Origin of the sequence: Nocardioides jensenii JCM 1364 = NBRC 14755 (assembly GCF_001552535.1) — a bacterium.
Lineage (GTDB): Bacteria > Actinomycetota > Actinomycetes > Propionibacteriales > Nocardioidaceae > Nocardioides > Nocardioides jensenii.
The window spans coordinates 26,725-47,538 of record NZ_BCRJ01000058.1; the positions used below are offsets into that span (position 1 = coordinate 26,725).

26 protein-coding genes are annotated in these 20,814 nt (G+C 67.9%); 14 read left to right on the top strand and 12 right to left on the bottom strand.

The window, feature by feature from the left end; translation table 11 throughout:
* Both NJ4_RS13200 and NJ4_RS13205 read right to left on the bottom strand, forming a co-directional pair.
* Positions 1-426, bottom strand: coding sequence for a hypothetical protein (locus tag NJ4_RS13200; RefSeq protein ID WP_157551119.1), 426 nt, complete (start codon positions 424-426; stop codon positions 1-3).
* A 139-nt stretch (positions 427-565) separates the two neighbouring features.
* Positions 566-1,210, bottom strand: coding sequence for a helix-turn-helix domain-containing protein (locus NJ4_RS13205; RefSeq protein ID WP_169799256.1), 645 nt, complete (start codon positions 1,208-1,210; stop codon positions 566-568).
* A 107-nt stretch (positions 1,211-1,317) separates the two neighbouring features.
* Here NJ4_RS13205 and NJ4_RS13210 point away from each other — a divergent pair, with 107 nt between their 5' ends.
* The 3 genes from NJ4_RS13210 (at position 1,318) to NJ4_RS13220 (ending at position 3,253) form a co-directional block, all read left to right on the top strand.
* Entirely contained in the window at positions 1,318-1,563 is a 246-nt protein-coding gene (locus NJ4_RS13210; protein WP_067435722.1) for a helix-turn-helix domain-containing protein, read from the top strand.
* 5 nt (positions 1,564-1,568) lie between these two features.
* Positions 1,569-1,853 (top strand): hypothetical protein, encoded by a 285-nt coding sequence (locus tag NJ4_RS13215; protein WP_067435852.1) that lies wholly within the window; start codon positions 1,569-1,571, stop codon positions 1,851-1,853.
* 608 nt (positions 1,854-2,461) lie between these two features.
* Positions 2,462-3,253, top strand: a complete 792-nt coding sequence (locus NJ4_RS13220; RefSeq protein WP_157551120.1) for a sigma-70 RNA polymerase sigma factor region 4 domain-containing protein — start codon at positions 2,462-2,464, stop codon at positions 3,251-3,253.
* Between the two features lie 623 nt (positions 3,254-3,876).
* On the opposite strand, the gene NJ4_RS25685 is transcribed toward NJ4_RS13220, so the two are convergent.
* Genes NJ4_RS25685 through NJ4_RS25690 form a run of 3 tightly spaced genes read right to left on the bottom strand, consistent with a single transcriptional unit; the run spans position 3,877 to position 4,810 of the window.
* Positions 3,877-4,053 carry a hypothetical protein gene (locus NJ4_RS25685; protein ID WP_157551121.1) on the bottom strand — a complete coding sequence of 59 codons (177 nt, stop codon included), beginning with the start codon at positions 4,051-4,053 and terminating at the stop codon, positions 3,877-3,879.
* Positions 4,050-4,652, bottom strand: coding sequence for a hypothetical protein (locus tag NJ4_RS13225; protein WP_067435727.1), 603 nt, complete (start codon positions 4,650-4,652; stop codon positions 4,050-4,052). The genes NJ4_RS25685 and NJ4_RS13225 overlap by 4 nt, the downstream gene beginning before the upstream one ends.
* Positions 4,653-4,657: 5 nt before the next feature.
* A complete protein-coding gene (locus NJ4_RS25690) occupies positions 4,658-4,810 on the bottom strand; it encodes a helix-turn-helix domain-containing protein (protein WP_157551122.1) in 153 nt (50 codons plus the stop codon).
* Between the two features lie 112 nt (positions 4,811-4,922).
* On the opposite strand from NJ4_RS25690, the gene NJ4_RS13230 reads away from it, so the two are divergent.
* Positions 4,923-5,441, top strand: coding sequence for an excisionase family DNA-binding protein (locus tag NJ4_RS13230; RefSeq protein WP_169799257.1), 519 nt, complete (start codon positions 4,923-4,925; stop codon positions 5,439-5,441).
* Positions 5,442-5,993: a PIN domain-containing protein gene (locus NJ4_RS13235; RefSeq protein ID WP_067435732.1), complete on the top strand. Its 552-nt coding sequence runs from the start codon at positions 5,442-5,444 to the stop codon at positions 5,991-5,993.
* 83 nt (positions 5,994-6,076) lie between these two features.
* On the opposite strand, the gene NJ4_RS25195 is transcribed toward NJ4_RS13235, so the two are convergent.
* Positions 6,077-6,337 (bottom strand): DUF255 domain-containing protein, encoded by a 261-nt coding sequence (locus NJ4_RS25195; RefSeq protein WP_082748551.1) that lies wholly within the window; start codon positions 6,335-6,337, stop codon positions 6,077-6,079.
* 126 nt (positions 6,338-6,463) lie between these two features.
* Between NJ4_RS25195 and NJ4_RS13240 the strand changes: the two genes are divergently transcribed.
* Genes NJ4_RS13240 through NJ4_RS13250 form a run of 3 tightly spaced genes read left to right on the top strand, consistent with a single transcriptional unit; the run spans position 6,464 to position 9,416 of the window.
* On the top strand, positions 6,464-6,964 hold the full coding sequence (locus NJ4_RS13240; RefSeq protein ID WP_067435735.1) for a hypothetical protein: 501 nt from the start codon (positions 6,464-6,466) through the stop codon (positions 6,962-6,964).
* 45 nt (positions 6,965-7,009) lie between these two features.
* Positions 7,010-7,777, top strand: a complete 768-nt coding sequence (locus NJ4_RS13245) for a crotonase/enoyl-CoA hydratase family protein (RefSeq protein WP_067435738.1) — start codon at positions 7,010-7,012, stop codon at positions 7,775-7,777.
* 52 nt (positions 7,778-7,829) lie between these two features.
* Entirely contained in the window at positions 7,830-9,416 is a 1,587-nt protein-coding gene (locus NJ4_RS13250; RefSeq protein ID WP_067435740.1) for an acyl-CoA synthetase, read from the top strand.
* Positions 9,417-9,422: 6 nt separating this feature from the next.
* Here NJ4_RS13250 and NJ4_RS13255 read toward each other — a convergent pair whose 3' ends face one another.
* Positions 9,423-10,073: an SDR family oxidoreductase gene (locus tag NJ4_RS13255; protein WP_067435741.1), complete on the bottom strand. Its 651-nt coding sequence runs from the start codon at positions 10,071-10,073 to the stop codon at positions 9,423-9,425.
* An 84-nt stretch (positions 10,074-10,157) separates the two neighbouring features.
* Between NJ4_RS13255 and NJ4_RS13260 the strand changes: the two genes are divergently transcribed.
* Positions 10,158-11,378: a GNAT family N-acetyltransferase gene (locus NJ4_RS13260; protein WP_067435744.1), complete on the top strand. Its 1,221-nt coding sequence runs from the start codon at positions 10,158-10,160 to the stop codon at positions 11,376-11,378.
* On the top strand, positions 11,375-13,312 hold the full coding sequence (locus NJ4_RS13265) for a YhgE/Pip domain-containing protein (protein ID WP_067435746.1): 1,938 nt from the start codon (positions 11,375-11,377) through the stop codon (positions 13,310-13,312). Before NJ4_RS13260 ends, NJ4_RS13265 begins: the two co-directional genes overlap by 4 nt.
* Positions 13,313-13,331: 19 nt before the next feature.
* On the opposite strand, the gene NJ4_RS13270 is transcribed toward NJ4_RS13265, so the two are convergent.
* Together NJ4_RS13270 and mca are read right to left on the bottom strand one after the other, a co-directional pair.
* Positions 13,332-13,577 carry a hypothetical protein gene (locus NJ4_RS13270; protein ID WP_067435749.1) on the bottom strand — a complete coding sequence of 82 codons (246 nt, stop codon included), beginning with the start codon at positions 13,575-13,577 and terminating at the stop codon, positions 13,332-13,334.
* Positions 13,574-14,482: a mycothiol conjugate amidase Mca gene (gene mca / locus NJ4_RS13275; protein ID WP_067435752.1), complete on the bottom strand. Its 909-nt coding sequence runs from the start codon at positions 14,480-14,482 to the stop codon at positions 13,574-13,576. Before mca ends, NJ4_RS13270 begins: the two co-directional genes overlap by 4 nt.
* A gap of 30 nt (positions 14,483-14,512) precedes the next feature.
* Here mca and NJ4_RS13280 point away from each other — a divergent pair, with 30 nt between their 5' ends.
* The gene (locus NJ4_RS13280; protein ID WP_169799258.1) at positions 14,513-14,902 is read left to right on the top strand and encodes a DUF4307 domain-containing protein; all 390 of its coding nucleotides are present in this window, start codon (positions 14,513-14,515) and stop codon (positions 14,900-14,902) included.
* A gap of 240 nt (positions 14,903-15,142) precedes the next feature.
* Positions 15,143-15,637, top strand: a complete 495-nt coding sequence (gene greA, locus NJ4_RS13285; protein WP_067435758.1) for a transcription elongation factor GreA — start codon at positions 15,143-15,145, stop codon at positions 15,635-15,637.
* A gap of 87 nt (positions 15,638-15,724) precedes the next feature.
* Here the strand turns inward: greA and ilvA are convergent, their stop codons facing one another.
* From ilvA to NJ4_RS13300, 3 genes are all read right to left on the bottom strand, one after another.
* The gene (gene ilvA / locus NJ4_RS13290; protein WP_082748542.1) at positions 15,725-16,939 is read right to left on the bottom strand and encodes a threonine ammonia-lyase; all 1,215 of its coding nucleotides are present in this window, start codon (positions 16,937-16,939) and stop codon (positions 15,725-15,727) included.
* Entirely contained in the window at positions 16,936-18,342 is a 1,407-nt protein-coding gene (locus NJ4_RS13295) for an AI-2E family transporter (RefSeq protein ID WP_245644560.1), read from the bottom strand. Before NJ4_RS13295 ends, ilvA begins: the two co-directional genes overlap by 4 nt.
* 66 nt (positions 18,343-18,408) lie before the next feature.
* Positions 18,409-19,572, bottom strand: a complete 1,164-nt coding sequence (locus NJ4_RS13300) for a cystathionine gamma-synthase (RefSeq protein ID WP_245644561.1) — start codon at positions 19,570-19,572, stop codon at positions 18,409-18,411.
* A gap of 101 nt (positions 19,573-19,673) precedes the next feature.
* Between NJ4_RS13300 and NJ4_RS13305 the strand changes: the two genes are divergently transcribed.
* Positions 19,674-20,069, top strand: coding sequence for a hypothetical protein (locus NJ4_RS13305; RefSeq protein ID WP_067435764.1), 396 nt, complete (start codon positions 19,674-19,676; stop codon positions 20,067-20,069).
* Between the two features lie 83 nt (positions 20,070-20,152).
* A complete protein-coding gene (gene msrA, locus NJ4_RS13310; RefSeq protein ID WP_067435766.1) occupies positions 20,153-20,791 on the top strand; it encodes a peptide-methionine (S)-S-oxide reductase MsrA in 639 nt (212 codons plus the stop codon).
* Positions 20,792-20,814: the final 23 nt, after the last annotated feature.

Sequence of the window (20,814 nt, forward strand, 5' to 3'; positions counted from 1 at the left end):
TCAGGTCTGCAGCGAGTCACCGAGAAGCGGAAGAATGTGGTCCCTGATCAGCGCCCTCGACTTCGGAGTATCGGACACCTTGGTCACCGTCTGCCGGTACGAGCTCGGGAGCGTGACCGGAGACGATCTGAAGTCGCCGACCCAGTTCACTCCCACGCTGTGGCCGTCGACCGACGGCTCCGTCACGACGCCGATCGCCTTGACGAGCATCGTCTTGAAGTCGTTGTTCATCTGCTTGGCGATGAGCACATCGCCCACCCCCATCAGCGCGAGGTTCGGCACCTGCTTTTGGTAGCTCGGATCCGACTCCAGATCGTGCCACCCCAAGACCCAGTCGCCCGCTGCAATCCAGTCGTCGAGCATTTCCCGCGCTCCCTGGCCATGCCACCCGCCATGGATGGTCCCGACCATGAAGTAGTTCGTCACGCGGCTCACTCCTCGGTTGCGGCAGAGACTTGCGACTTAGTGGCCAATGTTATCGGTCGGCAGAGCCAGCGTCGGGCCACTCACGGCGTCGCCGAATCCCAGGAGGACGACGCCCGGCCCGGAGGTTGTGGACCCTCCATTACTCGGGCGGCCGGGGGTCAAACCGAGTGCGTCGTTGCTTCGGCCGCACAGGCGGTGGCGGAGGCGGAAGCGGCTCATATCCCCGGATCGACGCGGTCGAGGTGTCGGAGGAGAACGACAACGCGTTGGATGTCACCTGCTCCAGAGCCAACCGGATTGGCCACCTCCACACCTCGCGCACCGGATCTGGCAGATCCAGCTCGTCCCACGCATCGACGAGCAGAGCCCCGTCCATCCAGCGGATCATCTGTGACGGCAAGCCTCGCCGGATCAGTTGCTCATAGGCACCCTTGCGTTGCTCGCGGTCGCGCATATCCCAGTCCCGCATCCCGGTGTTCCGGATGAAGTCGGGCATCGACAGCGTCGCAAAGCAGTCGGGCGTCTCGACGGTCCACAGCATGTTCGGCGCCCAGAACGCGACGATGCCTGTCGGGTGGTGCTCTTTCCAGTCGATGTGGACCCGAAGGTTGAGATCGAATCCGGCGGCTTCCAGGATCCGCGACGCAACCTTCAGGCTCGGCGACTTCAACCCGCGTTCATATGCCGAGAGCGCTGCCTGCGACGTACCGGATTGCTTGGCGAGCTGAGCCTGCGTCAGACCGCGCTCCCGCCGCGCAACTTCGAGCAGATAGGCCCGATCCATCATTCGACGATATCTGATCAGGTGTATTCGGCCCTTTGGTTGGCACCGCCCGCACACCTACCTGTCAGCAGCGGATTAAACGGACCCGCGCCAAACCAGGAGGAACCATGCACAACAACACCGAGATCCCCTTTCACGCCCGTCACGAGGACGAGCTGCTGACGCTCGACGACGTTGCCGAGATCTTGATGGCCCCGGTCAACACCGTCCGTTGGTGGCGACAGACGGGAACCGGCCCGGAGTTCTTCAAGATCGGCCGACGCCTCTACACGACGGTCGGTGACCTGCGGCGCTACATCCGGGCGCAGCGGCTCTCCTCCCAGCCCGTCATCGGTCGACCGAAGGGGGTGTGACCACGATGGACGAAGATCCGCGCCACGTCTTCCTGCACGCCAGCGACGTGATCCGTCGCTACGACTGGGGCAAGACCAAGGGCTACCAGAACCTCAAGGACCGCTCGCTCGTGCCCGCGCCCGTGATGACCCACCCCGACCGCTGGCGCCTCGATCAACTCTTGGCTTGGGAGGAGCGGCGTATGGCGATGACCGAGGCCGCGCTGGCGACTCTCGTTGCGCCCGGTCGGGAGGAGCTCACCATCACTGACCTGCTCCCCCAGCCCAAGCGCCGTCGCAGCTCGGCATGACCACCCGTCGGTGACCACCCGGCATCCACTGCCGTCGAGCCGACTACACCACACCGAGCATTCGCAGCACCTCTCGCACAGCGAAGGCGAAGTGGAAGGGGCCAGGGCGGTCGGCGCGCTGCTGCATCAGCAGCATCGAGGTCCGGGCGGCCATGCGGAGCAAACTGGTATGTGTCATACCCGTTCGGTGTGCGGGGATACTCCAAAGTGATCTCACACCTCTTTCGGCGGAGAAAATTGGCTCCGGACAGGTCAGCCCTGGCTATGGCTAGGGGGCCTGGGGACGTCGCGTGAGGCCCGAGCTGCCGGGGAACTGCGCCGTGCCTGTTGCGTCGCCCGCATTACTCGTCGACGGTGACGAGGACGCCGCCGCGCTCGCGGACGTGCTCCTTAGGCCGATCGCCGATGTGCTCAGGTGCGCCACCCGGTTCCATACCGCCCCACGTGATCCAGCGCAATGTCGGTGGCGTTTGGGACAATGAACTCGACGGTTCGCGACCCCAAAAAAGTAGTCTCAGAAAAGTTGGGGGGTAGGGCCAGCAGCGGCACTTAAGAGGGGACATCGACGAGCTTGCTCGTGGACGTCGCCGACAGATTGAGGAGACGCTATGGCTTCCGAGCCCAAGCGCGAGCCGGGGGACCCCGGCGCCTCAAGCGATCCATTACAACGCTCATCGCGGCCCATGCCGGTGCCGTCAGACTGGCTGCGCGACCCTGAGCACCGACACCTCGCTGACAGCGTCGACCGGCTTGCTGGTGACGTTGACTTGGTGACGACGCTGGCGCTCCAGAACTTCGAAGGCCCGGACTACGAGTACTTCGAGACCGAACTCGCTAGGTACGGTCTGGCTGTCTTCGGGGCATGGATGTTCCGTAAGACCATCTTCGAGAAGTGCCGAGCGCGCGGCTACGGACTCCCGGTACTGGACCGCCCCTTCACGTTCGACGAGATCGAGGAGATCAAGGGCGAGACTGTCGCGAAGGCGCTCTATCACTTCCGGGTTGACGTCCTGATGAAGAGGAAGTGGGACAGCACCAAGGGTGCCAATCTCCGCACCTTCTTCATAGGCCAGGGCATCATCCGCTTTGCGAACATCTACCGGCACTGGTACGGCAACGAGGCCAGATTCAGGAACGCCAGTCGTGTGGACGACAACGACCTACTGCTCGATCTGTCTGGGGCGCGCACAGAGGACTTCGCTCGCTCTGTCGCCGATCGCTCGATCATCGAGCAGGCACTGGCCGAGGTGAAAGACCCCCGGGTGAAGCGGGCGATGATACTCAGCGCGGCCGGTCGTTCGCAGGCTGAGATCGCCGTCGACTTAGACGTCACGGAGAAGACCGTCGAGAGGATGCTCTATAACGAGAGGCAGCGAATGAAGAAGAGGCGAGCAGGGTGAGCAAGGACATCAAGAAGTCACTCGAGCGCAGCTCGTTCGGAACGAAGAAGGCTGCAGCCGCCAGGAGGTCGGTCACGGTGACCGCTGCGTCCAAGGTCGTAGCCCGTGCTGCGACTCACGGAAAGGCGACCGGAAATTCTCGCCCGAAGTCTGGGGGGTAGGTCGAGAGCCGCGACCTATACATGGATGTCAGGTGCTCGAACGGAGCAACTGATGGAGCCCCACAAAGGTGAGGCTCCTCAACTCGCAGAAGCGAATCGAAGAACCCTCACGCCTAGACAACGAGAAGACTACTCGATTTGCGGACGCGCGAAACCCTGAGGAGGGTTCTAATGGCTCGTTCGGGAAGTTCAAGAGGAAGCGCCCGCAGTGCGATCAGCGGCCGCTACGTCACCAAGGCAACGGCGGCGCGGTCCCCCCGCACCACCGTCGTCAGCAGCGGCCGCAACAAGAGTTCGGGCACGGCTTACCGGTCCGCGATCAGTGGCAAGTACGTCACTAAGGGCACCGCGCAGCGGCACCCGAACACGACCGTCACCGAGAACGGCTGACGCTCACCCGACTGTGGGCGGTACCTGAATCTGGGGTGCCGCCCACAGTTCTGTCCACCGCACTCGGTTGACTCAGTCAGGGAGGGCGTCGCGCCAGAGGTCGAAGACGCGGTCGATCTCGGCGGGGTCTACGAGGGTGCCGAAGGTGGACTTGGCCCGCCCATGGCTCACCGGGAGAACGCTGACGACATTGATGGTCGCGCGGCGGCACCATTCGATCTCGGTACGAGGAGCCTTGAACTCGCTCACGCCACTCGCCGCCCGAGCAAGATGTCGGCCTGCTCCGCCATACGGTCGATACCGCCATAGGCGTCAACTATCACCTGGTCCAGCGCAACAACCTTGATGTCGTCGATCCTGGTCCGGCCGAGCTCACTGACGCCGTCGAACGGGATCAGGGTGACTCTCATGCCGAACGAGCCGGACTCCTTTCGACTGATGCCCGCTGCTTCTGCAGCGCGGGCGACATCCTCGACGTAGAACACCGGCCACGCTTCGCCAGCGCTGGAGTGGTAGAGGTTCGTTCCCGCGTCACCTGTCAGCGCGTAGTCGACACCGGACTCCGCGAACTGTGCGGCGATCTCGTGGGCACTCATCCCCGCGTTGAAGTCAACGGCGCCTGGGCGACGTGTCAGACGTGCAGCACGACCAGCACGGAACAGCAGGGCCGCCACCTTGCCGGGCACCACGCGACCGGAGGAATCGACGAGACCCATGCGCCCCCATCGCTGCTGGCATACCTCGACACCCGGCACCACCGCGATGTCGAGGGCCGGGTCGAGCGCCAGCCTCGCGGCAGCGATCGCGGCCCTGTCGGCAACCCCGGTGAAGCCGATCGGCTCCCCCAAGACGCTCAGGATCTCCTGCGCCAGGTCGAACGACGACTCACCGCACCGGACTCGATTCGGGTCACCGTCGTCGGGGCGACGTCGACCAGCGCCGCGAGCTGACGGGCGCTGAGCCCGTTGACGCGGCGGAGGGTCGAGATGCGCTCGGCAAGGTCCATCTCAACAGACTACGAAGGCGTTGCATATGTGCAACACCAATGCCGCGCGGGCGATGATCGGTGCCTGATTCGGGCACATTCGCTTTTCGAATATTTCGAGTATGGTTGTGCCATGGCCACCGTAGAAAAGACCGCCAGACTGCGGCAGTCAAAGACGTACCTGCCTGACCACGAGCGCGAGGAGTTGCTCCAGTTCGCCCAGCTAATGAACAGCATCAACGTCACCCTCGACGAGCCCGGGCACGCGATGCTTGTGGGTCCCGACGGCAAGCAGGTGCCGATTCCGGCTGAACTGTTCCAGGTACTCGAAGAGGCCGCGAACGTCTTGGCCCTCGGCGACGGCATCTCGATCCTCCCCTACGCGGCGAAGCTCACCACCCAGGAGGCCGCCGACTTCCTCGGCATGTCTCGCCCAACCTTCGTCAAAATCCTGCAGGCCGGCGAGATCGAGTTCGAGCTGGTTGGCCGCCATCGCCGAGTGACGCTTCGAGACGTAGTCGCGTACCAGACACGCGCCCAAGCCGAACGCCGCTCAACGTTGGCCGAACTCGCGAAGGACTCGATCGAGCACTACGACAAGTTGCCGAAGGGCGTGCCCTCACTGAACCGGTCTTCAGAGACTGAGCGCTGAGTGGCGGCCTTTCCAGCACTCTTCGACACCAACGTCCTATTCGGCTTCCACCTCAACGATGTCATCTTGGGAATGGCCGAGCGCGGACTGTTTCGACCGCTGTGGTCAGACCAGATCCTGGAGGAACTGTCGACGAACCTGGTCGAGTACGGCATTCCGGAGGCGAGCGTCAAGCGACGCGTGACCGCCATGAGCCAGGCGTTCCCGGACGCGACGGTCACTGGTTTCGAGAACCTGGTCGGCAGAATGACGAACGACCCGAAGGATCGGCATGTTCTCGCTGCCGGGATCCGTGCGAACTGCGAAGTGCTGGTGACGTTCAACCTCAAGGACTTCCCCGATGAGAGCGTCGACCCCTACGACATCGAGATCGTTCATCCAGACAAGTTCCTCCTCGACCAGCTCGACCTGTATCCAGGGCCGACCGTGGGCGTTCTACGCCGGCTCATCGAGGACTACTCCAGCCCTACCTTGGAGATGGAGGACCTGCTCGTACGCCTGGCCGACGCAGGCGTTCCAGACTTCGCCAGCGCGGTGCGCAGGTACCTCTGATGCCGGGATCGGCCACCACTGGCTGACCAGTGACGGGGCCGCGAGCGATACAAACTCCGATACAAACTCGCCGGGAGTCGGTGTCAAACGGCGATTCTCGCCGGGCCGGAACAAACCGAGGCAGTGCCCCTGACTTGTGGTTTTGCAGTTTCAGGCCAATTCTTGAGCGAGCGTGAAATCACCTGGCACCAGTGGCACGCGGCGTACCCGACGCTGAGCAGGATCGGCACGTCGCGTTCACGCGCCTCGGCGAATGGCTCGGGTGACCACTCCCACCACTCAACGGGGTTGTCCTTGTGTTGAAGGAGGTACGGCGAGGTCGCGTCACTGAGTCGATTGACCATGCTCCCCACGCTATCCGCGATGAGGTCCTCGCTGATTTCCGGGCCATCGCTCCCGAGCTGCGGATTCTCGGTGCCCGCGCGGGGTGCTCTGGTCTTCCTCCGGCCGGTGTGGGTACGGTCGCGCCCATGCCCCAGCAGCCCGACCCTCGCCGAGCCTCACCCGAACAGTCCTTCACCCCGCGACCGGCCCGGCCTGGCAACCAGTCCAAGGTCGTGCTGATCGCGATCGCTGCGACGGTGCTGCTTGCCTGTTCGGCGGGAGTCGCGTTCCTGGTCGCCCGCGGCTTCGAGTCCGACGGCGGCGACGGCCCGGTCCAGGTGGCCGAGGGCGAGGCGTTCGACCTCGACGGCGTCGAGTACCACGACGGTTGGGAGGTCGTGGTCGAGCCACAGGAACGCGGGTTCCCGCAGGTCGACGTACGCGGGCTGAGGGCGAACCGGATCAACGAGGAGGAGCGCACCGTCGTGGCCGGGGTGAGTCTCATCTTCTACCGGGGCGACACCGAGGTCTTCCGGATCGGATGCTTCTCCGGGAAACGGATCTTCGATGACCCCGAGGAGATCGACTGCAACGAGCGGGCGGTCGAGCAGCCGGGCTACGACAGGATCGAGGCCTCCGCCGACTGACGGCCACCGGCTGGCGGCGCTCGGCAGGTCTGGCACGCTGGTCGCATGGAACCCAGGGTCACCCTCGAGATCAACGCCGGTGTCGCGGACGTCGTACTGAACCGTCCGGACAAGATGAACGCCCTCGACGGCGCGATGTTCGACGCGATCAGCGACACCGTCACCGAACTGGGTGAGCGGGACGACGTCGACGTGGTCGTGCTGTCCGGCGCCGGGCGAGCGTTCTGCGCTGGTATCGACCTGGCCTTCCTCGGAGACCCGGGCAACGTCGCCGACCTCGAGCGACGCACCCACGGTGAGGCCAACCTCTTCCAGCACGTGGCCTGGGGCTGGCACACCCTGCCGATGCCCGTGATCGCCGCGCTGCACGGCGTGGTGCTCGGCGGCGGCATCCAGATCGCCCTGGGTGCCGACATCCGCATCGCCCACCCCGCCACCCGGCTCTCGGTGATGGAGGCACGCTGGGGTCTGGTGCCGGACATGGGCGGATTCCCGCTCCTGCGCGAGCTGGTGCCCGGCGACGTGGCCCGAGAGCTGGTCTACACAGGTCGCCAGGTCGACGGCTCCGAGGCCGCCGACCTCGGGCTCGTCACCCGCACCGCCGATGACCCCCGGGCCGAGGCGCTCGAGCTGGCCCGCCAGATCGCTGCCAACAGCACCAGCGCGGTCAGGTCCGCGAAACGGCTCTTCGCGCTGGCTCTCGACGAGTCGGCCCCGGCCGGGGAGCTGCTGCTCGCCGAATCCCGCGAACAGCAGGTGCTGCTGGCCTCCGGCGAGCCACGGGAACGGGTCGCCGCCCATCGTCGAGGCTGAGAGTCGGGCCCGTCGCAGGTCGCCCAGTTGCGGGCTCGGGCAGACTGGGGCCATGACCGCAGACGCCGCCTCCGTGATCGACTCGGCCCGCCAGCACAGTCTCGGCAACCTGCCGCGGCGCACCGCCCAGCGCTCCCCCGACCGCATCGCGATCGTGGACGGCCCGGATCCGGAGAGCCAGACCAGGCTCACGTTCGCCGAGTTCGCCGACCTGGTGGACCGTACGGCGGCCGGCATGGCGACGGACGGCATCGTCAAGGGCGACCGGGTCGCGCTGCTCTCCCACAACTGCTGGCAGTTCGCGGTGCTCTCCTTCGCCACGGCCAGACTCGGCGCGATCCTGGTGCCGGTGAACTTCATGCTCGGCGCCGATGAGATCGGTTTCATTCTCGACCACAGCGGAGCCGAGACCTTCGTCGTCGAGGGCGCGCTCGTCCCGACCGCGGAGGACGCGATGACGTCGGGGGGAAGCGTCACCCGTCGAGTCGTGATGGGGACGCAGCCACCGTCCGGCTGGACCGACGTACGCACCTGGCTCGAGCACGACGGCACCCCACCCGAGGTGGTCGTGGCCGACGACGACCCGATCCGACTGATGTACACCTCCGGCACCGAGTCGCGGCCCAAGGGCGCGCTGCTCTCGAGCCGCTCCCTGATGTGGCAGTACGTCTCGTGCGTCATCGACGGGTCGATGTCGGCCGACGACATCGAGCTGCACACCCTGCCGCTCTACCACTGCGCCCAGCTCGACTGCTTCCTCGGACCCGACGTCTACCTCGGCGCCACCAGCATCATCCTGCCCGGCCCCGACCCGGCGTCGATCCTGCGCACCATCGCCACCGAGAGGGTCACCAAGTTCTTCGCTCCCCCGACGATCTGGATCGCCCTGCTGCGTCACCCCGACTTCGACTCCACCGACCTGTCCTCGCTGCGCAAGGGCTACTACGGCGCGTCGGCGATGCCGGTCGAGGTGCTCAAGGAGATCCGCGAGCGGCTGCCCGAGGTCGACCTGTGGAACTTCTACGGCCAGACCGAGATGGCGCCGCTGGCCACGATCCTGGGGCCCGACGAGCAGCTCTCGCGTGCCGGATCCGCCGGGCGCCAGGCACTCAACGTCGAGACCCGCATCGTCGACGAGGCAGACGAGACGGTGCCCGCGGGCACGGTCGGCGAGATCGTGCACCGCTCCCCGCACGCCACGCTGGGCTACTACCACGACGACGCCAAGACCGCCGAGGCCTTCCGCAACGGATGGTTCCACTCCGGGGACCTGGGGTACGTCGATGACGACGGCCGACTGTTCGTGGTCGACCGGAAGAAGGACATGATCAAGACGGGTGGGGAGAACCTCGCCAGCCGGGAGGTCGAGGAGGCGATCTACACCCTCGACGGGGTCGCGGAGGTCGCGGTCTTCGGGGTCAGCCACCCGACCTGGGTCGAGGCCGTGGCCGCGGTCGTCGTACCCAGGCCCGACGCGGCGCTCACCTCCGAGCAGGTCATCGAGCACACCCGATCAGTGCTGGCCGGCTACAAGACGCCGAAGTACGTCGTGATCGCCGACGCCCTGCCGAAGAACCCCAGCGGCAAGATCCTCAAGCGTCAGCTGCGCGACGAGCACGGCGACATCGCGGCGAACTAGGGACCCTCAGGTGCGGGCCAGCGCCTCGGCGATCGGCGTCTCGCCGTCGTTGAACTCGATCGTGCGCCGGATCGTGGCGTCGTCGTCCAACGCTGCCGCGACCACCAGCGCCACGTTCTCGCGGGAGACCGTGGCCTTGGCGGCCTCGGGGCCGAGTTCGATCTGCCCAGTGGCCGGCTCGAGGGTGAGGCCGCTCGGACCGAGGACGGTCCAGTCCAGCGTGGAGGCCCGCAGGTGCTCGTCGGCGGCGGCCTTCGCCTCGGCGTAGTGGAAGAACGGCTCGCTCTCGGGCACGCCGTGGTCGGGCCCGGCGCCGAAGTAGGACACCATCACGAACCGGCGTACCTCGGCCTGCGCGGAGGCATCGACGACGCGGATCGCGGCGTCACGGTCGACGGCATAGGTGCGCTCGGGACTGCCCCCACCGGCGCCGGCGGAGAACACCACGGCGTCGTGGCCGGCGACCAGCTCGACCAGGGCATCGACGTCGAGCGCCTCGATGTCGGCGACCACCGGGGTGGCACCGGTTGCGGAGACGTCGCCCGCGTGGTCGGGGTTGCGGATCACCGAGCTCACGTGGTGCCCGGATTCAGTGAGGATGCGGCCCAGGTGCAGGGCCACCTTGCCGTGGCCGCCGATGACAACGATGCGAGACATGGTTCGACCGTACGTGGTCGGGCCAAGCATCGATGACAGACTCCGAAAGTCTCGCAACGACTGGTTGTCCGTGGAAGGAAGCCGATGACTGCACCCGACCACCCCCACCATCGAGCCGAGCCCGGCACGGCACCCGACCCGCCGGTCCTGACCGGTGACGACGTCGTCCTGCGTGAGCTCCGCGAGTCCGACATCCCCCGCATCGTGGAGGCCTGCGCGGACCCAGTCACCCAGAAGTGGCTGGGCCGGATGCCGTTGCCGTACGGCGAGGACGACGCCCGCGCATGGTTGGCCGACTGCAGACGGAGAGCCGATTCCGGCACGGCGGTCACGTGGGCGGTCGCGGACCCCGACACCGACGCCCTGATCGGGGCGATCAACCTCTTCGACATCGAGCCCGGCGACAGGGCCGAGATCGGCTACTGGACCCATCCGGCCGGTCGGGGGAAGGGCCTGACCACGCAGGCCTCACGACTGGTGGTCGACCACGGCCTCACCACGCTGGGCCTGGGCACGATCATCGGGCACGCCGCCCTCGACAATCGCGCGAGCCAGAAGGTGCTGGAGGCCAGCGGGCTGCGTCGCACCACGGTCGTCCCCGGGGGCACCACCGTCCGGTCGGGTCCCGCCGACGCGGCCCGCTTCTCACGGTCCGCCGACCCCGAGCCCGATCCGGGCGCCGGCCTGCACGCCGACGACGTCGAGGCCCACCAGAACAAGTCCGTGCTGCTCCCCCGCACCACGCTGTCGTTGGCCGAGGGAGAGATCGCCGTCGCGGTCGGGCGACCCGGCAGCGGACACACCGCACTGGCCCTGACCCTCGCCGGTCGGCTCCCGCTGGCAGCGGGACAGGTCACGCTCGACGGCAGCCAGAGCCCGGCCGCCCTGCAACGCGCGGTCGCGCTCGTCGACGTCCCCGGTGTGAGCGAACCCGACGACAGCGTCCCCTTGCGCACCATCGTCGGCGAGGAGCTGGCGATGGCTCGGCGCAAAGCCTCGAGCAAGGCCGTCGCCCGCTGGCTGGCCGACGCCACCATGACGGAGCACGCCGACGCCGCCATGGACGACGTACCTGCCGGTGCCCGGGTCGGCGCCCTGGCCCGGCTGGCCGCGCAACGACCCGGCGTGCGCTTCCTGGTGATCACCTACCCCGAGCGTCACGGGCTGCCCCCGGGGTCGTGGCTGGACCTGGCTCGCTCCCTGGCGTCCGACGGTCTCGGCGTGCTGGTCACCGCGAGCGCGGCCGTCGACCTTCCCTGCGACGTCCACCGCTTCCCGATCGGACCCGAGGGGGTTGCCCGATGACGTCCCTGCGCATTGCCCTGACCGAGCTGCGACGCATCACCGCGGGCCGGCTGCCGAAGGTCGCGGTGCTGGCGATGGTGCTGATCCCCACTCTGTACGCCGGTCTCTACCTCTATGCGAACCACGACCCCTACGCGAACCTCGACCACGTGCCGGCCGCCCTCGTCGTCGAGGACACCGGCGCCAAGGACACCGCCGGCGATGAGATGCAGGCCGGACGCGACGTGGCCGACGACCTCCTCGAACGCAAGGACTTCGACTGGCAGGAGGTCAGCCGGGAGGAGGCCGAGCAAGGCGTCCACGAGGGCCGCTACGACTTCGCACTGGCGATCCCCCGGGACTTCTCCACGTCGCTGACCAGTGCCGGCACCGCCGACCCGGAGCAGGCGCGGCTGCAGATGATCACCAACGACGCCAACTCCTATCTCTCCACGACGATCGCCAACACCGTCACCGACAAGGTGCGCGACGCGATCGCGACCCGCGTGTCGAAGGAGGCCACCGAGACGTTCCTGCTCGGCATCGCCGACCTGCGCACCGGCCTGGTCAAGGGCGCCAACGGCGCCGACAAGCTCGTCGACGGGCTCAGCGAGGCCGGCCGTGGAGCCACGAAGCTGACGAACGGTGCCAGCGAGCTCGCCGACGGCACCGACCAGCTCGCGGACGGCGCCGACACGCTGGCCACCGGGTTGGGCACCGTCGAGAGCAAGGTCGCCCCGTTGCCCGGCCAGAGCCGCAAACTGGCGAACGGCGCCCGCCGGGTGGCCGACGGCGACGCCACCATCGCCTCCTACGGCCGACTCGCCGCCTCCGCGGTGGGCGACGTCCGCACCCGCTACCGCGACACCCGCGCCGACCTCTCCGACGAGCTTCGTGCAGCCGGGCTGACCCCAGCGCAACGCACCCGTGCGCTGCGGATCTACGACCGGCTGGGGCAACCGCTGCGCGACGCCGACGCGAAGGCCCAGCTGGTCAAGGGGAAGCTCAACAAGCTCGCGGCCGGCGCGGATGCCGTGGCCGACGGAAACGAGCAGCTCGCGAACGCCGTACCTCGCCTGGTGCAGGGCATCTCGCAGGCGCACGACGGCGCCACCAGGCTCGCCACCGGCGCCGACCGGCTCGGCGAGGGCGCCGATCGCCTGGAGACCGGCGCCTCTCGACTCGACACCGGCGTCGGGAAGCTGCGCCAGGGTGCGGTCAAGCTGCGCAACGGTCTGCGCAACGGGGCCGAGCAGGTGCCGAGCATGGATGCACAGGCCCGTACGCGGGTCGCCAGCACGATCGGGGACCCGGTCGACGTCCGGTCGAGCTCACAGGCCGAGGCGGCGACGTACGGCGCAGGTCTTGCCCCGTTCTTCCTCGCCCTCTCGGCGTGGATCGGGGGCTACGTCCTGTTCATGCTCGTCCGGCCGCTCTCCCAGCGAGCCCTTGCCGCCAACCAGACCCCGCTGCGGGTGGCCCTGGGGGGCTGGTTCCCGCCGATGCTGATCGGGCTGCTGCAGATGGTGGTCGTGCTCGGCGTGGTCACCTTCGCGCTCGACGTGACACCGGTGCACATACCCACCACGCTGCTGTTCCTGATGCTCACCTCGGCCGCGTTCATCGCCATCGTGCACGCCCTGAACGCGCTCCTCGGCTCGGCCGGGCAGTTCCTCGGTCTGGTGCTGATGGTGCTGCAGCTGGTCACCTGCGGAGGCACGTTCCCGTGGCAGACCATCCCCGAACCGCTCTACGTCCTGCACCACCTGTTGCCGATGAGCTACGCCGTCGACGGGCTGCGACAGCTGATGTACGGCGGACTCGAGGCGCGGGTGCTCACCGACGTACTGGTCATCGCCGCCTGGGGCCTGGCCGCCTTGCTGGTCACCAGCAGAGTCGCCCGCAAGCAACGGGTCTGGTCGGCCAAGCGGGTGCGCCCCGAGCTCGTGCTGTGAGGAGCGTGCGGGCAGCCGTTCACGCCTCGGTGTCGTGGTCCTCGTTGTTCCGGTCGTTGACCGGCTCGTCACCGAAGACCCCGGCATCCTTGGCCGCCTTGGTCTTGCGCAGCTGACGGGTCAGGCTCCAGCACAGCAGCGCGACCGCGACGATCAGGGCGATGAACACTCCGAAGCCGAGCCACCCAGCGACGACGTCCTTGTCCTCGGGGATCTTGGTGGTGTCCTTGGCGACGAGGACGAGGGAGAGGAGCATGTCAGTCATGACGTCAGTCTCCCAGCAGTGCCGCGGATGCCGGCGAAGAGGTCGTCCTCGGGCAGCGTCGACTCGACATGGCTGACCACGAGCTCGAACTCCTCGGTGGGCCACACACGCTGCTGGAGGTCCAACGGCACCGCGAACCAGTGGCCGTCGGGGTCGATCTGGGTGGCGTGTGCGAGCAACGCACGATCGCGTACGTCGAAGAACTCCCCACACGGGACCCGCGTGGTGATGCGCGCGTCGTGCTCGGGGTCGGGCTTCCAGGTGGCCAGGCGCTCCTTCCACGGTGACTCCAGACCGGCTGCGTCCATCGCCTCGGAGATCGCGACGGTGCGCGGGCGGTTGAACCCGTGCTGGTAGTAGAGCTTCATCGGCTGCCAGGCCGGGCCCGCCTCCGGGTAGCGCTCCGGGTCACCGGCGGCCTCGAAGGCGACCATGGAGATGTTGTGGCACTGGATGTGGTCGGGGTGCGGGTAGCCGCCCTTCTCGTCGTACGTCGTCACGACGTGCGGCCGGAACTCGCGGATCAGCCGGACCAGTGGTGCGGCCGCTTCCGCAACGTCCTCCAGGGCGAAGCAGCCCTCGGGAAGTGGCGGCTTCGGGTCGCCCTCGGGCCAGCCGGAGTCGACGAACCCGAGCCAGTCCTGGGTGATCCCGAGGATGTCGCGGGCGGTCTCCATCTCGCGGCGGCGGATCTCGGTGATGTTCGCGAGCACGTCGGGGCGGTCCATCCGCGGGTTGAGCACCGAGCCGCGCTCGCCGCCGGTGCAGGTGACCACGTGCACGTCGACCCCTTCGGCGACGTACTTCGCGGTCGTGGCGGCACCCTTGCTCGACTCGTCGTCGGGGTGGGCGTGCACGTGCATCAGTCGCAGGCGGTCGGAGTCCGTGGGGGGCGGGGTCTGCATCCCATGATTCTAGGTGGGACGATGGCGCGCGTGAGTGTTGACCTGTCCGAGCGGTACGGAACGAACCGGCCGCGCCAGCGAGCCCTGCTGCTGGCGGTGTCTGCCGTCCTGGGCGTCGCGTTCCTGGTCTGGCTGGGCTGGATCGTCTGGTTCCACTCCACGCCCGAGGTCTCCTCGGACCTGTCGACGTACAAGGTGGTGGACGCGCACAAGGCCGAGGTCGTCGTGCAGGTGCACCTCGCCGAGGACGTCGACGCGAGATGCAAGGTCCGTGCCCTGGCCGCCGACCATGTCGTGGTCGGCGAGGAGAACTTCACGCCGGTCGACGGGCGCAACGACGTCGAGATCCGCACCGAGCGTGAGGCGACCTCGGTGGAGCTGGTCGGTTGCACCGCACCCGGCCAGAACCGACCCGGCTGACCGGCCGGGCTGAGCAGGCGGGCCGAGCGGCCGGGCTGAGCGGCCGGGCGAACCGGCAAGGACGTGCCGCACTCGGGCAGTTTTGCTAAACTCATTCTTTCGACACCTCGAGCAGGGACTATGACGTGCTGCCGACGGAGCAGGCACGTGTGCCCTTTCCGCGGTTGTGTGCGTCCCCCACACCGCCCGAGCCATCCCCAACCGCACTGCCCCATCCGCACTGCACGCAGGAGTTGCACCATGACTGAGCAGGGAACGATCTGGCTGACCCAGGACGCTTACGACAAGCTCCAGGCCGAGCTGGAGAATCTCAAGGGCCCGCTCCGCCAAGAGATCATCGAGAAGATTTCCGCTGCCCGCGACGAGGGCGACCTCAAGGAGAACAGCGGCTACCACGCGGCCAAGGACGAGCAGGGCAAGCAGGAGGCCCGCATCCGCCAGCTCGAGGACATGCTGCGTCGCGCCGAGGTCGGCGAGGTGCCGCCCGACGACGGTGTCGTCGAGCCCGGCATGGTGGTCAGCGTCAAGCTTCTCGACTTCGACGAGGACGAGACCTTCCTGCTCGGTGCGCGCGAGAACCTCAACGAGGGCGACGACCTCACGGTCTACTCCCCCGAGTCGGCCATGGGTGCCGCGATCAACGGCAGCTCGAAGGGCGACACGGTCACCTACAGCGCGCCCAACGGCAAGGAGCTGAAGGTCGAGATCCTCGACGCAAAGCCCTACACCGCCTGATCTTCACCGACAGTCCCCAACGTCTGGCAGGTCCCGGAGGTCCCTCCGTCTGCGGATCGTTGGGGACTGTCGCGTTGTCGGGACCGGTTACTCGTAGACGGTGTAGCCGCGTTCCCGGAGTCGGGTGAGGACGACCTCTGCGTGGGTCGCGCCCCGGGTCTCGAGCTGCAGGTGCACCTCGACCTCGTCGAGGTTGAGCGAGGGTGAGATGCGCTCGTGCGCCACCTCGAGCACGTTGGCCTGGGTCGCGGCCAGCTCACCGAGCAACTTGGCCAGCCCACCCGGCACGTCAGGGATGCACACGCGCAGGTTGAGATAGCGACTGTCGGCGGCCATGCCGTGCCGGATCACCTTGCCCAGCAGCAGCGGGTCGATGTTGCCGCCCGAGAGCACCGCAACAGCCGGTGTCTCGAAGGCCCTCGGGTTGTCGAGTACGGCGGCCACGGCCGCTGCGCCGGCGGGTTCGACGACCATCTTGGCCCGCTCGACCAGGGCCAGGAGTGCGCGTGAGAGCGACTCCTCGGAGACCGTGATCACCTCGTCGACGTGCTGCTGGATCGCGCGGAACGGCACGTCACCGGGACGGCCCACGGCGATGCCGTCGGCCATCGTGGCCATCGACTCCAATGCCACCGGCGACCCGTGGGCCAATGACCCGGGGATGGCCGCGGCTCCTTCGGCCTGCACACCGACGACGCGTACGTCGGGCCGCAGCGCCTTGATCGCCGTGGCGATGCCGGCCACGAGCCCGCCGCCACCGGCCGGGACCAGCACCGTGCGGACCTGCGGCTCCTGCTCCAGGATCTCGAGGCCGGTGGTGCCCTGGCCTGCGACGATGTCGGCGTGGTCGAACGGGTGGATCAGCACGGCCCCGGTCCGCTCGGCGAACTCCCGAGCCGCCTCGAGGGCCTGGTCGATGTACTTGCCGTGGAAGATCACCTCGGCGCCGTAGGCGCGGGTGGCCCGCTCCTTGGGGATCGGGGCGCCCTCCGGCATGAAGACGGTCGACTTGATGCCCAGCAGCTGCGCGGCCAGTGCGACGCCCTGGGCGTGGTTCCCGGCCGATGCCGCGACCACGCCGTGTGCGCGCTCCTCGGCGCTGAGCCTCGAGATGCGCAGGTAGGCGCCACGGATCTTGAAGGAACCGGTGCGCTGGAGGTTCTCGCACTTGAGGCTGATCGGTCCGCCGGCCAGCGCCGAGAGCCAGCGGGACTCCTCCATCGGGGTGTGCACGGCGACCCCCTCGAGCGCCGTACGCGCGGCCTCGATGTCGGCCAGGGTCACGGTGGGAATCTCGGTCACTTGTCTGCTCCGTCCGCGAGAGCCGCGCCGTCCCGAGACGTTCCGGGTTCCCGTCCGGCTGCTTCCAACTCGGTGTCGAGGACCTCGACCGGATCCTCGCCGACCTCGGTGAACGAGGCCAGGTGCTGCACCACGGCGTTGATGACGGCAGCCAGCGGTACGGCGACCAGCGCGCCCGCGACTCCCGCGACGATGACCCCGCAGCCGATCGCGATGATGACGCCGAGCGGGTGGACGGAGACGAAGCGGCCCATCAGGAACGGCTGGAGGATGTGGCCCTCGATCTGTTGGACCAGGATCACACCGCCGAGCATGATCAACGCGGTGAACGGGCCCTGGGCGACCAGGGCGACCAGCACGGCCACGGAACCGGCGATGGTGGCTCCGATCATCGGCACGAACGCGCCGAGGAAGACCAGGACACCGATCGGCAGGACCAGGGGCAGATCGAGGATCGCGGCCACGATCATGATGCCGATCGCGTCCACCAGGGCCACGACCACCGTGGCGCGCACGAACTGGGTCAGCGAGACCCACGCGACCCGCCCCGAGGAGTCGACGCGCTCGCGCGACGCCCGCGGGAACATGCGCACCACCCAGGACCAGATGCGGTCACCGTCGGCGAGGAAGAAGAAGGTGGCGAACAGGACGATGAAGAACCCGGCCAGCACATGACCCAGCGCAGTGCCGAACTCGCTGACGTGAGCGAGGACCTCGGTGTCCTTCGACCGCTCCGCGATGGACTTCTGCACCTCTTCGAGCCAGCCGTTGATCTGCGAGTCGCTCGCATGCAACGGACCGTCCTGGAGCCAGTTGCGGATCTTCTCGATGCCGACCACGACCTGGTCGGCCAGCTGGGTGCCGCCGCGGATCACCTCGCGGCTGACGAAGGTGAGCAGCGCGCCGACGGAGGCGATGCCGCCGATCACCACCAGTCCTGCACCGAGTGCGCGCGGCACCCCGACCTTGGCCAGACCGCGCACGACCGGCGCGGCGAGGGCTGCGATCAGCAGCGCGATGACCAGAGGCAGCGTGATCACCGCGAAGTAGGCCAGCACCCACAGGACGGCCAGTCCCGCGGCCGAGATGATCAGGAACCGCCACGCCCAGGCCGCCGCGAGGTCCAACGCCCACGGCACCTGGGCCCGGTTGAAGTTCGAGGGCCCGGCCTCGATCGGGGCGGGTTCGCTCCGGCGGTCGGCCCGCAGCAGCGCCCACTGGTGGGCGAACTGCTGGGTCAACCGCTCGGAGATCGACTCCTCGTCGTCCCCGTCGCGGTCATCCTCACGGTCACGCGAGCGTCCCAACAGCTTGGTGCGCCGCCTCGGCTCGTCCTCTGCGACCTCGCCAGGGGTCGCCTGGTCGGCCTCGGGCTGGTCGTTGTCGTCAGCTTCGTTGCTCACGGTCGCCAAGGCTATGTCACGGACACGGCGCCCACGGCGCCCAACAGGCCGACCCCCGGCACCAGGTCAGCCGAGGGCACGGTCGAGATCCGCGATCAGGTCGTCGGCGGTCTCGATGCCGACGCTGAGCCGGACCAGGTCGGCCGGGACCTCGAGGTCGGTTCCGGCCACGGACGCGTGGGTCATCCGCCCCGGGTGCTCGATCAGCGACTCGACGCCGCCGAGCGACTCGCCCAGTGTGAAGACCTCGGCCTTCGCGCAGACGTCGAGGGCCTGCTGCTCCCCACCGGCGACCCGGAAGGACACGATGCCGCCGTACCGCTTCATCTGCTTGGAGGCGACGGCGTGGCCGGGGTGCTCCTCGAGGCCGGGGTAGATCACCTGGGCGACCTTGGCATGGCCGGTGAGGAACTCGACGACCTTCTCGGCGTTGTCGCAGTGCCGGTCCATGCGGACGCCGAGGGTCTTGAGACCGCGGTGGGTGAGGAACGCGTCGAACGGCCCGGGCACCGCGCCCATGGAGTTCTGGTGGAAGGCGACCTGGTCGGCGATCTCGAGATCGCGCACGACGAGGGCACCGCCCACGACGTCGGAGTGACCGCCGCAGTACTTGGTGGTGGAGTGCACGACCACGTCCGCGCCGAGCGTGATCGGCTGCTGGAGGTACGGCGAGGCGAAGGTGTTGTCGACGACCAGCAGGGCGCCGGCGTCGTGGGCCACCGACGCCAAGGCCTCGATGTCACCGATGTTGAGCAGCGGGTTGGTCGGCGTCTCGACCCACACGACCTTGGTCTTGCCGGGCACGATCGCGGCACGGACGGCGTCGACGTCGGACACCGCCGCCGGGCTGTGGTCCAGGCCCCACACCTTGGCCACCTTGTCGAACAGCCGGTAGGTGCCGCCGTACGCGTCGTCGGGGATCACCACGTGGTCCCCGGGCCGGCACACGGCACGCAGCAGCGTGTCCTCGGCGGCGAGTCCGGAGGCGAAGGCGAAGCCGCGCTCACCCTGTTCCAGAGCGGCGATCACGCCCTCGAGGGCGGTGCGGGTCGGGTTGCCCGAGCGGCTGTACTCGTAGCCGCCGCGCATGCCGCCGACGCCGTCCTGCTTGTAGGTGCTGGTTGCGTAGATCGGCGGGATCACCGCACCGGTCATCGGATCGGGTTCATAGCCGGCGTGGATCGCACGCGTCTCGAAACCTGACTTGTCGGCGTGTTCCTGAGTGCTCACGGGTTCGACTGTAGCGGCGAGGGTCGGGCCCGGCGAGGGGCGGTGGTGTGGGCCTTGTCGTCGGCCGGGCATCGGACGAAGATGGGGTCAGAGGGGCGCCCATGATCGATCCGGTTCACGTCAACGAGGAACCCGGCCTGTCCCCCGTCGGACCGCCGGACGACCCGGACGCGCGACGTGGCCGGCTCGCCTGGCTGTGGGCCGGTGTCGCCATGCTGACGGTGATCGGTGGCAGCGTCGCGATCAACGAGCTGTCCCAGCACTACGCCGAATCCCCGGAGACCGTCCGGGAGATCGACAGTGACCTCGCCGAAGAACTGTGCCGCGACGCCATGCGGGGCGTGGGAATCGAGCAGTTCCGGGTGCCGTCCTACATTCCCGGGGAGAAGGGCACGAACCTCCAGACGCCCCCACCCTGGCGGATCGGCACCACGGTGCGCGTGATCCCCGACAGCGATGCCGATCGCACCGTCCTGTGCACCCTCCGGTCGAGATGAGGGGCGACGGGAACGATTCGCGCCCTTGCCTTGTTGGAGACACTGGAAGCACGACCCCCATCCGCCTGACCGAGGAGACGCCCGTGTTCGGCCGCAACAAGTCCGAGATGGTCACCCCTGAGCGCGCCCTGCCCGGCCGCACCGAAGCCTGGTTCAACCTGGCCGACAAGCACGTCGTCCTCGACGCCCCGGTCGTCACCGACGAGGTGCCCGACGGGTTCGAGGTCGCCGTCTTCGGCCTCGGCTGCTTCTGGGGTGCCGAGGAGATCTACTGGCAGAAGGACGGCGTGTGGTCGACCTCCGTGGGCTATGCAGGAGGCTCCACCCCGCATCCGTCGTACGAGGAGGTCTGCTCGGGCATGACCGGCCACACCGAGGCCGTGCGCGTCGTCTTCGACCCCGACGTGATCTCGTACGCCGACCTGGTCAAGACGTTCTTCGAGGTCCACGACCCGACCCAGGGCATGCGGCAGGGCAACGACGTCGGCACCCAGTACCGCTCCGCCCTCTACACGCTCAGCGAGGCGCAGCGCGAGACGGCGATCGAGCTGTCGAAGAAGTACGGCGAAGAGCTGGAGCGTCGCGGCCTCGGATCGGTCACGACAGAGGTCCGCCCGGCGCCGACGTACTACTACGCCGAGGACGTGCACCAGCAGTACCTCGCCAAGAACCCGTTCGGCTACCGCTGCCACGCCAACACCGGCGTGAAGTTTCCTGCATGATCGTGTCGATTCCATCTCACGTC